A 12,023-nucleotide genomic window follows, 5' to 3' on the forward strand; every position below is an offset into this window, starting at 1 on the left:
TTGCTTTTACCCGGTTTTCGGCCGGAAAATTTTTATTTTCCCTGACTCAAAATACGCAGCAGATACTCGCCGTAGCCGGATTTGCGCAGCGGCTCGGCTCTCCGGGCGAGACCTTCGTCGTCGATGAAGCCCATGCGCCAGGCGACTTCTTCGGGGCAGCCGATCTTCAGGCCCTGGCGTGCTTCGACCGTGCGCACAAACGATGTTGCGTCCGCAAGGGAAGCAAACGTGCCCGTATCGAGCCAGGCGGTTCCGCGCGGCAGGACTTCCACGGCAAGTTTTCCGGCTTCCAGATAGGCTTTGTTGATATCCGTGATTTCATATTCCCCGCGCGGTGAGGGGCGCAGATTTTTTGCGATTTCCACGACGTTGTTGTCGTAAAAATACAGGCCCGGCACGGCATAATCCGATTTCGGGTGCTGCGGTTTTTCTTCGATGGAAAGTGCGCGCATATTGCTGTCGAATTCAACTACGCCGTAACGCCGGGGATCGTTTACGTGGTAGGCGAACACCGCGCCGCCGTCGGGGTTCGTGTGCCGGCGCAGTCTTGTGCCCATCCCGGGGCCGTAGAAGATGTTGTCGCCCAGGACGAGGGCCGCCGCCTCATTGCCGATGTGCTCCGCGCCGAGCACGAAAGCCTGTGCGAGACCGTTGGGTGTTTCCTGCGTGACGTAACTTAAATTTACGCCCAGTGCGGAGCCGTCGCCGAGCAGACGCCGGAACTGGTCCCGGTCGTGCACAGTGGTGATAACCAGAATGTCCTGAATTCCGGCGAGCATCAGGGTGGTCATCGGATAATAGACCATCGGTTTGTCGTATACCGGCACGAGCTGTTTGGAAATCGCCTTTGTGATCGGGTGTAAACGGGTGCCGGATCCCCCGGCGAGAATAATTCCGCGCATTGACTGCTCCTTTTAAAACGTCTAAGGGAAATTATATCATTTGTGCGGTTTTCTCTTTAACCGGGGAGAGATGAATTATCATAGAAACATGGCACATATACACAGGCGCGTTGTTCCCGTTATTGCCGCTTTCTTTTTGCTGCTTGGCTCTGTTGCGTACGCAGACACGGAACCGGCAGGTTCAGGCTCCGGCTTGGCGGCAGCCGGGCAGGCAGATGCAGGCGGCAGCCAAGCCGGAGCCGCGGACAATCCCCCTGCGGCGAATCGGGCAGCGGGGAATTGGGTTCATTCCCCAATCGGAAAATGGTGGTGGCGAAATGCCGACGGTTCGTACCCGAAATCGGGCACTGCCCTTATTGGCGGAGTCGAGTACTGTTTTGACGATTTCGGCTATATGCGTACCGGTTGGGTGCATGCCGGTGACGGTTGGCGTTTTTACGGTGATTCCGGTGGGCGTGCCGTTGGTTGGGTGAAGCCCGGGCGGTATTGGTATTATGTGGATCCTGNTTCGGGTGTGATGGTTACCGGTGATCGCGTAATCGATGGAAAGAAATATCATTTTGCGTCTTCCGGTGCGTGGATCGTATATGAGGTTTCGCCATGGTTTCTTCAGCCAACGTCGTCAATTACCCCTCTGGGCCGGGCCACGAACACACTTACTCCGGGAATGAACGGCACGAAGGTTTTGATTGTGCAAAAACGTCTGGGAATTTGGAATCCCCGGAAGATAGCAACCGCAGATGCCGCTTTTCTCCGGGCAGTGAGAAATTTTCAGAGCCGTGTGGGTCTGCCCGCGACGGGTATTGTGGACGAACGCACATGGAATGCTCTGGGTACCGGTTACAGTTGGTACGCGGATCAGTATCAGGCGACTCCGGTTTCTCTTGAGGCAACGCGGGAGGAACGAATTGAGGCAATGGTCGGTTATGCTTACGCCCAGCTCGGTTCGTCCTATACTTGGGGTGGCGCGGGCCCCTACAGTCTCGGTTTTGACTGCTCCGGTTTGGCACTGCAGGCGATTTACGCGGGAGGAATGGATCCGCAGCCGATTAACGTGATAAAACATGCATGGCCGACTTACCGCACGTCGCAGGAGCTGTTCCGTTACCCATACTTTATGCATGTTCCCATTTCCCGGCGGCAGCGCGGGGATCTGATTTTCTACACGGACAACTCGGGTACAATCACCCATGTGGCGATTTATATCGGCGGCGATCTGGTGATCCATACCGATTGGATGGGCCGTCCGGCGCGTATTGACACTTACACCACAAGCTACGGGTGGGGGCGCACGGTGAAAACCGTTGTGCGTCCCTTCCCGTGAGACGGTGATGCAGATGGGAAAAGAATATTCTTTGCGGCGTATGGGAAAAATAAGAGCTGCGCTGTGCGTTGCGCTCATAGTCTCTTTAACCGGGATCGGTGCCTGCGCCGGAAACACTGCGGACAGGGAAAAACAGGGTGGGGAAACTTCTGTGAGCCGGGAACCGAACGTGAAACGGAAAGCGAAAGATCCTTTCCTTGTGATGCCCGAAAAGCATGCGCCGAATAAGGCATGCGCAAAAATAGACGCAATGCTTTCCGATTTTGTCTCCGGCAGTGCCATCGGGAAAGAATACCGTGCATTCATTGAAAAAGGAACGGATACGCGTGAGATTTGGTCCAAGGCAGCCCGGGAATTTCTCCGTCAGTACGGTGAGAAGCTGAAACATATTGCCGAAGCGGATAAAAATGGCGCTTCTGCCCTGCACGCGCTGCGGGTATATACGGAAATAGACGAAAAAATAATCAGCGGGAAACTGCCGGAATTCGAAGATGGGGCCAAAGCGGAGGAAGATATCAAACAGGGACGTGAGCCGCAGCAGAATCCGCAGTATGTAAAGGCTGTTGCGGATCAGGACTCGGCCCGTGCGACTCTGACGCGATGTCTGCCCCATTGGCCGGTAGTGTTTTAGTTTCAGCCCGCGCCGCGTTGCCGCACGGCAGGTACGGAACTGCCGGCGGAGAATAATGGCGCGCGGACATTTCGGGCAACGGTTTGGCCGGATGCTGCCGTATATGCATACATCGGTCCGTTTCGTTGCCCGATTTGCACGCTTCGGCGTTTACAGAAGGATCTGTGCGTTTTCCTCGGCGGCAATACGCGCGACTTGCGCTTCGCCGCAGTCGGCGAAAACCGCCCGCTGCCCGGCAGAGACGGTTCGCAGAAAAAATCCAAGGCAGAAAGGCAAAGATGTGCGCCGGTGCAGGCGCGCCGCGGATACCAGAAGCGTGCCGTGCGCCTCATTCGCCTCATTTTCCGACGGCAGGTCATATCCGCCCCGGGCAGCTGCCGTGAAAGACTCTTCTGCCGGGGAAAGATCTTCGGGTTCCCGGGTAAGCAGATCGGGCTGCGCGGGAACTTCGGCGCCCGCGTCAATAATTTCCCCGACTCCCGGAAGTGGTCCGAGCAGGTCCGCATTCCATGCCGGTTCCAGACTTTCCGTGTTCAGCGCCAGCAGTACGGCAGGCAGATTCAGGTCGTAGAGTTCTTCCAGGTGCGCCACACTGCCGCTGATGATCACGGTGTCTTCGGTGGGGTTTACCGCCTGTTCGTCGGTCAGGTCCAAAAAATCCTCTTCGCAGCCAAGAAAACGCAGTTTGGCACCGCAGGAAAAAGCGGCCGCACTCCAGAGCAGCGACTTCCAGTGCAGAGGAAGATCCATGATTACTTCCCCGCCTTTTTCGAGACTTATTTCGTCGCGCAGAAAATTAACGGTTTTTGCCAGGTGGTTCATGCACACTTTCCCCGACAGCTCAATGCGTTCACGTTCTCCGTACCACGTCAGGGCCGGAGAGGTGCCAAGAGCCCGGAGTCTGTCAAATACTAATCTGGGTTGCGGAATTTTCGTCATACACAACTCAATTTACTCCATCGCCTTGACTTTTTGGGTATTACACACGTGTAATTTATGTAGCAAATATTTTTGGAAGAGGTGTATTATGCGGCAAGAGGTTTCCGACCTGCCGGTGTCGGCGGGCATGGGCAGAATCGCTGCCGTTCCCTCACCTTCTTCCGCAGATCCGCAGGCACCTTCCCAATCTGACCGGACGGCCCGGTCTCTGATGGAAGGGATATTCAATCTGGGATACGGCACTTCGGCACCCGAAGATCTGTCCTGGATGGAAGACGCGCTGTGCGCACAGACAGATCCCGATATTTTTTATCCCGAAAAGGGCGGATCAACCGCGCCTGCCACTTCTATCTGCCGGGGCTGCGGCGTGCGTGCGCAGTGTTTGGAATATGCGATCCGCAACGATATTCGTCACGGCATTTGGGGCGGCACTTCCGACAACGACCGAAAGCGGATTTCGCGCGAGCGTAAGTTTGCCAGGGGCGGACGGGGTTAAAATCCAAATTCGCAGGAAGGAGAGGTAGGTTGCGGATCCTTCATAATCGGGTTGCCGCGGTTGTGGCGGCAGTGAACGGCGATGCTTCCCGGCTTCCCGAAACTTTGCGCGCAGTGGCAAAGCAGACGCTCAGGCCGCAGAGAGTATTGGTTTTTTGCCCCGCGGATTCGAAAGTTTATGCCGATTTGTCCGCGCTCTGCGCCGAACTGGCCACAGCGGAAACGGAATTTGTGCTGTGCGGGGAGGATACGGAAAACGGAGCGGAGAATTCCGAAGCAGGAAAAAAAGATCCGAAATCGGCCGGCTTTGCCTCCGCAGTGGACGCACTTCTGCGAAAAGACGCACAGCTTGAACGGGAGCGGAACGAAAATGCCGGCGGAGAAACCGAAAACATCGGCCGGCAGGGCGAAAACATCGGCAGTCGGGCCGCATCCGGCGGGAAACACGGCGAAAACGCCAAAGGAAATGAAGACGGTTCCCTGCGCAGTGCCCGGGCAGGGTCCTGGTATTGGATTTTGCATCCCGATTCTGCTCCGATGTCTTCGGCGCTGGCTCTGCAGATGCGTCTGGGAGAACAGTCCGCACGCATAGGGATTGTCGGCGCCAAGCAGATTTCCTGGGATCCTAACCCCGACGGATCATATAATCTTCTGGAAGCGGGAATTTGTGCCACGCGTTTTGCCCGGCGCGTTCCCGAAGTTGCCGACGGCGAACGCGACCAGGGGCAGTACAATATGCGAACCGACGTGCTGGCGGTAGGAACGGCGGGAATGCTGATTCGTGCGGAAGTTTATTCTCTGCTGGGCGGATTCGACAAAAACCTGTCTGCCTTCGGCGCCGGCCTGGAGTATTCGCGCCGGGCGCGCAAAGCGGGCTTCCGCGTAACGGTGGCTTCCCGGGCTCGGATAAGGCACTGCCGCCTTTCTCTTACGCATTCGCCGGCTTCTTTGCAGGCACGCCGTTTTGCCCGGATTTACAATGCTTTGCTTGCCGCCCCCGCGCCGCTGCTCTTCTTCCTGTGGCTTTGGTATTTGGCAGCGGGTATTTTCCGCTCTCTGCGCAGCCTCGTATTGCGCGATTTACGCGGTGCGTGTGCGCAAATCGGGACTGTGGCAAAAACGGCCGGCATTTGGGGTGCCGTTGCCGCTGCCCGCGCCCGCAATGCCAAAACGGCGGACCCGGGCAGGGGGGAAAATTCACTGCGCCTGTCGGAATCCACCCTCCGCGATGTTTGGAGAGCGCGGCATGAACTGCGCAGATCCCGCAAAGAAGCGGAAAAAATGCGTTTCCGTCCCGACCCGCTGACCGCCCTTGAATTGGAGCGGAAAGCTTTGAAATCCCGGCGCGGACTGTTTGTGACGCTCGTTGTCTCCCTGTTGGTAACGGCCGCGCTTTTTATGCACTTTTTTGCCCGGGGAGTACTGGTGGGAGGTCCGCTGGCAGATGATTCGGCAACTGCCGGGGTCCTGTGGCACGACATTTTACAGCCGTGGGCTGCCCACGGAGACGGTCTGCCCGGCACATCCGACCCTCTTTGGCTGATGTATCTGCCGTTCCTCATTCCCGGAATTCCTTTCCGTCTTACTCTGGGGGCATTGCTTACGGCTACGCTGTATCTGTCCGTGGCTGTCGGTGCGGTATCGGCATATCTGGCAGCGGGCCGGTTTACCGGTTTTTGGGGACTGCGTTTTGCCGCCGCTCTTCTTTGGATCACTGCTCCCCCGTATCTTGCCGCGCTCGCAGAGGGCAGGGTGCCCGCCGTGATCGTGCACTGTCTGCTGCCTCTTTTGCTTGCGGCACTTTCCGGTGCGCTGCGCTCCCGTCCGGCAATGCCGGCGGCGTCCGCATTTCTGTTTGCCGTTTTGAGTGCCGCCGCGCCGATATTTCTTCTGTTTGCGGCAGTTTTGGCCGTGTCGTTTGTGTGCGCGAAACGCAGGCTGCGTTTTCTGTGGATGGTGCTTCCTTCGTTGGCCGTTCTTTTGCCGCAGCTGATAAAACTGAACCGGAAAACCGTGCTGCCGTATTTTTTCAGTACGCCGGGCAGGCCGTGGCCGACCGGGGCAACGCTGCGTGAAATCGCCACCGGGCTGCCGGAATTCGGCTTCGGGTTTTCCCTTCCGCAGTTTCTGCCGTTTCTGGCATTGGCCGTGCTTGCCGCGCAGGCGGTATTTGCCCTGTTCAGCGAGGTGCACGCTGTTGCGGTGCGTATGGCGTGGGCAGTGGGGATCCTCGGGTTTGTGTTGGCGCCCGCCGCCCGTATGGTAACGGTGGCCCGGGTCAGCTTTGACGGGGGAAATCTGAGGCAGGTTAGCGGATGGTACGGAATTTATCATTCGCTTTCCTGGCTGGCACTGGCTGTTGCCGTCACCTGTGCCCTGGATTCCCTTTTGCGGCGGATGCGGATCAAATCCTTTGGTCCGACGCATCTTCTCGGGCTGCTTCTGCTGCTTTCCGTGCCGGTTTCGGCAGCCGTTTTCGCACTGACGTGGGCACGCGGGAACATGCATTCCATGCAGAGTCTGCTGCAGGCAAAACCCGAGCGGGTGATTCCCGCAATTGCGGAGAATAATATGGCTTCTCCCGCGAAATCGCGCACACTGGTGCTTTATCCCACGTCGGCGGGGATCAGAACGGAAACATGGAGAAACGGGGGAGTGCAGATGCACGAACTGTCCGTTCCGGGAAATCTGCGGACGCTGTTTGGCGACGATCCGGCGGATACCGATCTGAAAGAAACGGTGGCCGCGGCGGCGGCAAGCTCTTCTTCCGCGGCGGAGGGGCTGGCGCGGCACGGAATTTCGGTGCTGCTTCTTCCGCCGGCGGAATCTTCGCCGCAGATACCGCAGAATGCCCCGGCGCGCGCGCATCTGATGGCTGCGCTTTCTGCGACGCCCGGGCTGACCTACGTCACCGAAAACGAAACCGGTGCATTTTGGAGAGTTACGCCCGTTTCGCAGCGCTTCGTTGTTTCGCGTGCGTATCTGGCAGATTCTGCGGGGAAATACGTCTCCCCGCTGCCGTCGCGCGATTACCGGGTCGGCACGGAGGCGGATACGAAGAATGCGGAGCTGCTTTTGCTGGCAGAGCGTGCCGACAGCGGATGGAAAGCACAGTTTGCGGGGAAAACGCCGGAGCCGCTGAAACAGAAACCAAACGGATGGCAGCAGGGATGGAAGATCCCCTCCGGAAAGCGGGGAACGCTGCGGATAACGTATGTTTCGCCTCTGCACGACGGTTTACTCGCCCTGCAGATTCTGGCCGTGACGGCCGCGGCGCTCTTAATGCTTCCGCTATGCGTGCGGAAGAAGGGAAGCGATGATGAAGATTAGTTACGGTATCTCTGCCCTCGCCCTGCCGGCACTGGCTGTGGCGGTGGGCGTCGGAGCGAATTTTCTTCCCGATTCCGCACAGCCCAAATTAAAGGTGGCAGCGGTGACGGCGGACGGACGTGCATACCTGGGCTGTATGGGGGGCGCGGAATCTGCGGTGCAGCAGCCGGCGGAAGTATTGGGCGAAGCGAACCGGGTTTCCGGCGGAGCGGGTGTGTTTCTGCACGGCGGCGCGGTGCACGGCGGACTTTGGATGCCTCTCTCGGGCGCACATGACGCACGGGCCGTAACCGATCCTGTGCCTGCGGACAATTTTGTTTCTTCCTCTGCCCTTTCGCAGCCGCAGTTACTGGGAATTCTGCGTCTTGACCGCCGCGGTTCGGCTGACATGGCCGCGGCCGGGTATTCGGCACACCGCGCGGTGGGAGGGGATCTGCGCGGAATCGCCAACAGCACGTGCTCCTGGCAGACGGATTCCGCGTGGTTCGTTGCCTCGGAAACCAAGGTCGGCACGGCAAACCGGCTGGTGGTGATAAATCCGGCGGCCAATCCGATTACGGTGCGTCTGAATGCCTACGGGTCCGCAGGGAAGCTCAGTCTGGGGTCTGCGCAGGATATCACCGTTCCCGCCGGCGGTATGAAGAAAATCATGCTGGACGGTCTTATCCCGGAAGATGGGCGGATTGCTTTCGAAGTTACGTCGCAGACCGGTTTTTTCACTGCGCAGCTGCAGACTCTCCGGCTGGACGGCGTAACTGCCCGGGGAGTGGATTTTGTCAAACCCTCTGTCGCGGGGACCGATATTTATCTGCCGGGACTGTTTTTGCCCGCCGCCGAGGAAAAGCATACGGATCTGCCCGGACTGCCCGCGGAAAAAGAGGACGGTTCTTCGCGCCCGGCAGATTCCCGCTATCGGGCGGTTTTGCGAATTGTGAACCCGGGCGGCAAAAAACAGACCGTGAGGGTATCTGTTCTTTCCGGGCAGGGAATGCATCCGCTGCCCGGCAGCCCGCAAACGGAAATAGCGGCGAAAAGCGTGCTTGATCTGAGCCTGAAAGATCTGCAGGCCGGAGACTACGCTCTGCGCATCGAGTCGCAGACTCCGATTTCGGCGGGTGTGGAACTGGCGGCCGATTCGGCAGATGCGGGAACGGATATAGCCAGAATTTCCGCTGTGCAGCCGGTCAGAAAGGGAATGGCCGGTTTTGGTGTGGGAAGTGCCCGGCTGATAGTTTCTGCCGCCGAACCGGCGCGGGTGAAATGGACGGCTTTCTCCGCATCCGGGGAAAAACTGAAAACCGGAACTCTGGAAGCAGACTCCGGCGCGGGAGCAGATCTGCCGCAGGGCAGTGCCTATGTCCGGGTTGACTCGGAAACGGAGGTGTATGCCGGTGTTGCGCTGCGCGATGATTTGGGCAACGGCCCGGGAGTTGACTGGGTGCCCGTGATTCCCGGGGTGGGAGAAAACGGGAAGATCAGGATCAGCACCGTAAACTGATTTAACGTTTCTTTCCGCTCTGCCGCGCAGACTGTATGCGGTAGTCGACCGCCGCGGCCGTTTCCCCCAATGCCGAAGCGATCTGGCCGGCTACGATTGAGTGCAGAAAATCGGTAAACGACGGCTCTTCCCTCGCGGCGCGGATAATCGGAATCCGGTAGAACAGAATTCTTCCGTGGATTTTTGCCGGGCGTTCAAAAGGCAGGAATCTGCCCAACGGAATACCGTCTTCCCAGGGGGCGGGATCGTTTTGGGGTACATCGGTTACCGCAAAATCATATTTTTCCAGCCGTTTTCCCAGATGCCGTGAGAATTTTGCCAATTCCCACGAGAGAAAAGCGTCAAAAACTTCCGGACGTGTTTTCCCGGCCGGTGCATTTTCGGGGAAAAGCGGGCCGCGCAGGCCCCGGCCGTGAATATCGCGCCGGCGCAGGATACGCGGGGAGGTTCTGCATCTTGTCATATTTTCAGTGTATCCTTAACATTGACGCTGTAAAGCGCGGACCGTGTTTATGATATACCGGCCGTAGGCGAAACGGAGAGACGGAAGGAGACGGCGGTGCCACCGATCAGGAAATGCTCCCGGGGAAACTGCTCCCTTCCTGCCGTTGCCACAATGACTTACGGATATCGGGAGGCGACTGCCGTGATCGGCCCGCTTTCCCCGGTTCCCCAACCCGGAACTTTTGATCTGTGCGCGGATCATGCCCGCTCGGTAACGGTTCCCGTGGGATGGCAGATGGTCAGGCTGGTAACAGATTTTGCCCCCGCGCCTCCTTCCGCGGATGATTTGACTGCCCTGGCGGAAGCAATCCGTGCGGCATCGGAAAAAGAGGTTCCCGCTCCGAAGCCTGCCGTGCGCGATATCCGCAGACGCTCGGATCTGCCTGCGGCCGCGGATCTTGATTTTTCCCCCGTGCGTCCCAGGCTGCATATCGTACCCGATACGGGCGCGAAAGAGGACTGAAAGGGAAGTAAAGATTTCCCGCCTACTGCCGCACGTACGGCAGCACGGAAAGGCGTTTTTCCAGGCGCCGGCGGCGTATTTCGGATTTTTCGTTTTTCTCCGTTTCCGTTTTGCGGCGCAGAGCCAGAAGTGCCTGCAGAAAGTCTTCCGCGGGCGTGCCCGGGGGCGGCGCGGGCGAAACAAATTTTTCCGCCGTTGCCGCCAAAAGAAGTGCCTGTGAACGGCGTATGTGCGGCGCAAGACTGCTGCGGGTGCGGAAATGGTTTAGAATGTGCAGCTGCAGCGGTTCCGCAAGGGGCCGGGTCTGTGCCGCCGCCGCCCATGGCTCCAATGCCCCGGGCACGTCAAATGCGGGAATTTTCAGCGTGCCTTTGGGCCATTTTACTGCGTAGGTGCCGGATAGCAGATCGCCCATGCGCCTGGCTCTGCGTGTACACGCAAGGGAAATAAAAGCAGGCACGCCTGCCATAAGCCAGATTTCGCTGATCCCGACCAGCGAACGCAAAATGTTTTGCCGAATGGTTACGGCACCTGCGTCCCCGCTCACAATCCGGTATCCCAAGAGCCGTTTCCCCGGGGAAAATCCTTTTGTGACGATTCCGATCAGGGCCGGCACAACGCAAATCCATATCAGAGTATTGATAATGTATGCGCTTACTTCCGTCGCGCGCGAGAACGGGATATTCGAGATTACATAGTCCAGATAAAGCATCGGAACAGCGAAGCAGACCAGATCGATGGCCCCCGAAATAAGACGGGAAAAAACCGTGGCCGGCGGCAGTTCCAGCGCCACCGCCTCGCCCGTGATGATTTCCGCGGCAGAGTGCCATGTTTTGGCAGGCTCCGCGTATTTTTCCCCCGGTGTGCTTCGCATGCTGTCTTTCATATCTACCATATTAACCGAAACTGCTATTTACGCGGTTTTATGGCAAAGTGGGAGAGTGGATGTTTACGCATATGTGAAAACGCGTATGCCGGATTGGGACCGGCTTTCGCAGCTGACCGGAAAACGTGTGTCAGACGGCAGGGAATGTGATGAATTTTACCGTCTCTACCTGCAAACTTCCTCGGATTTGGCAAAAATCCGTTCCCGGGCGCCCGATCCGCAGACCGTCCTGTTTCTTTCCGCCGTTCTTGCCCGGGCCAGGGTGCGGATAACCACTGAAGTGATGTCGGTGAAGGATGCATTGGCCCGCTTTCTTCTCCGGACGCTTCCTCTTTCCGTGTATCGGCTCAGATGGCTCACGCTTGCGGTGGCACTGTCTTTCCTTGCCGTGTCCGCTGCCGCTTTTCTTACCTATGTTTTTTGCCCGCAGCTGCTTTCCGAGCTGGGTACGCCGCATACGCTGGACGAATATGCGCGGCATGCTTTTAAGTCGTATTATTCCGTTTATTCGAATTCCGAATTTGCGGCAATGGTCTGGACGAATAACGCACTTATTGCCGTTTCCGCGATAGTCGGCGGTTTCACGGGAATTGTGCCCGTGTCGGTGCTGTGGACAAATGCCGTGGCAATCGGGCAGGCGGGTGCGATTATGCATTCGCGCGGGGCTTTGGATGTATTTTTCGGGCTTATTTTGCCTCACGGGATACCGGAACTGTGTGCGGTCTTCGTTGCCGGAGCCGCAGGGCTGAAAATATTTTGGGTTTTGGCCGTGCCCGGGAATATGCCGCGCGCCGCCGCGCTCGGAAAAGAAGGCAGGCAGACGCTTTTAACTGTATTTGCACTGACCGGACTGCTGTTTTTGGCGGGGATGACGGAAGGGTTTGTGACGCCTTCCGCCCTTCCGTGGGCAGTAAAAATGCTGTGCGGTTTCTTTATCTTTGTTCTTTTCTGGTGTTGGGTGACCGTATTTGGGCGAAGGGCGTGCAAAGCGGAGGAAAGTGCCGATATTTCGCAGGCGGGGCCGGAAGCATCCGTCGAATACGCCTAAGTG

11 protein-coding genes are annotated in these 12,023 nt (G+C 57.9%); 7 read left to right on the forward strand and 4 right to left on the reverse strand.

Going from position 1 to position 12,023, the window contains the following annotated elements; translation table 11 throughout:
- Positions 1 to 32: 32 nt before the first annotated feature.
- Positions 33 to 902 carry a glucose-1-phosphate thymidylyltransferase RfbA gene (rfbA, locus tag HMPREF1631_RS03420; RefSeq protein ID WP_034232460.1) on the reverse strand — a complete coding sequence of 290 codons (870 nt, stop codon included), beginning with the start codon at positions 900 to 902 and terminating at the stop codon, positions 33 to 35.
- Positions 903 to 990: 88 nt separating this feature from the next.
- Here rfbA and HMPREF1631_RS07285 point away from each other — a divergent pair, with 88 nt between their 5' ends.
- Both HMPREF1631_RS07285 and HMPREF1631_RS06800 read left to right on the forward strand, forming a co-directional pair.
- Positions 991 to 2,226 (forward strand): NlpC/P60 family protein, encoded by a 1,236-nt coding sequence (locus tag HMPREF1631_RS07285; protein ID WP_052047024.1) that lies wholly within the window; start codon positions 991 to 993, stop codon positions 2,224 to 2,226.
- Positions 2,227 to 2,266: 40 nt separating this feature from the next.
- Positions 2,267 to 2,857, forward strand: coding sequence for a hypothetical protein (locus tag HMPREF1631_RS06800; RefSeq protein WP_198017361.1), 591 nt, complete (start codon positions 2,267 to 2,269; stop codon positions 2,855 to 2,857).
- A gap of 150 nt (positions 2,858 to 3,007) precedes the next feature.
- Here the strand turns inward: HMPREF1631_RS06800 and HMPREF1631_RS06805 are convergent, their stop codons facing one another.
- A complete protein-coding gene (locus HMPREF1631_RS06805) occupies positions 3,008 to 3,796 on the reverse strand; it encodes a TIGR03089 family protein (protein WP_052047026.1) in 789 nt (262 codons plus the stop codon).
- A gap of 211 nt (positions 3,797 to 4,007) precedes the next feature.
- On the opposite strand from HMPREF1631_RS06805, the gene HMPREF1631_RS03440 reads away from it, so the two are divergent.
- Genes HMPREF1631_RS03440 through HMPREF1631_RS03450 form a run of 3 tightly spaced genes read left to right on the forward strand, consistent with a single transcriptional unit; the run spans position 4,008 to position 9,119 of the window.
- Positions 4,008 to 4,292 (forward strand): WhiB family transcriptional regulator, encoded by a 285-nt coding sequence (locus tag HMPREF1631_RS03440; protein WP_034232803.1) that lies wholly within the window; start codon positions 4,008 to 4,010, stop codon positions 4,290 to 4,292.
- A gap of 29 nt (positions 4,293 to 4,321) precedes the next feature.
- Positions 4,322 to 7,621 (forward strand): glycosyltransferase, encoded by a 3,300-nt coding sequence (locus tag HMPREF1631_RS03445; RefSeq protein WP_034232462.1) that lies wholly within the window; start codon positions 4,322 to 4,324, stop codon positions 7,619 to 7,621.
- Positions 7,608 to 9,119, forward strand: coding sequence for a DUF5719 family protein (locus tag HMPREF1631_RS03450; protein ID WP_034232464.1), 1,512 nt, complete (start codon positions 7,608 to 7,610; stop codon positions 9,117 to 9,119). Before HMPREF1631_RS03445 ends, HMPREF1631_RS03450 begins: the two co-directional genes overlap by 14 nt.
- Position 9,120: 1 nt before the next feature.
- Here the strand turns inward: HMPREF1631_RS03450 and HMPREF1631_RS03455 are convergent, their stop codons facing one another.
- Positions 9,121 to 9,582, reverse strand: a complete 462-nt coding sequence (locus HMPREF1631_RS03455) for a metallopeptidase family protein (protein ID WP_052047027.1) — start codon at positions 9,580 to 9,582, stop codon at positions 9,121 to 9,123.
- Positions 9,583 to 9,678: 96 nt separating this feature from the next.
- On the opposite strand from HMPREF1631_RS03455, the gene HMPREF1631_RS06980 reads away from it, so the two are divergent.
- Positions 9,679 to 10,086, forward strand: coding sequence for a DUF3499 domain-containing protein (locus tag HMPREF1631_RS06980; protein ID WP_084707388.1), 408 nt, complete (start codon positions 9,679 to 9,681; stop codon positions 10,084 to 10,086).
- Positions 10,087 to 10,108: 22 nt separating this feature from the next.
- Here the strand turns inward: HMPREF1631_RS06980 and HMPREF1631_RS03465 are convergent, their stop codons facing one another.
- Entirely contained in the window at positions 10,109 to 10,972 is an 864-nt protein-coding gene (locus HMPREF1631_RS03465; protein ID WP_198017362.1) for an RDD family protein, read from the reverse strand.
- Between the two features lie 55 nt (positions 10,973 to 11,027).
- On the opposite strand from HMPREF1631_RS03465, the gene HMPREF1631_RS03470 reads away from it, so the two are divergent.
- Entirely contained in the window at positions 11,028 to 12,020 is a 993-nt protein-coding gene (locus HMPREF1631_RS03470) for a stage II sporulation protein M (protein ID WP_052047028.1), read from the forward strand.
- The last annotated feature ends 3 nt before the right edge of the window (positions 12,021 to 12,023 follow it).

Source organism: Arcanobacterium sp. S3PF19 (genome assembly GCF_000758825.1).
GTDB lineage: Bacteria > Actinomycetota > Actinomycetes > Actinomycetales > Actinomycetaceae > Arcanobacterium_A.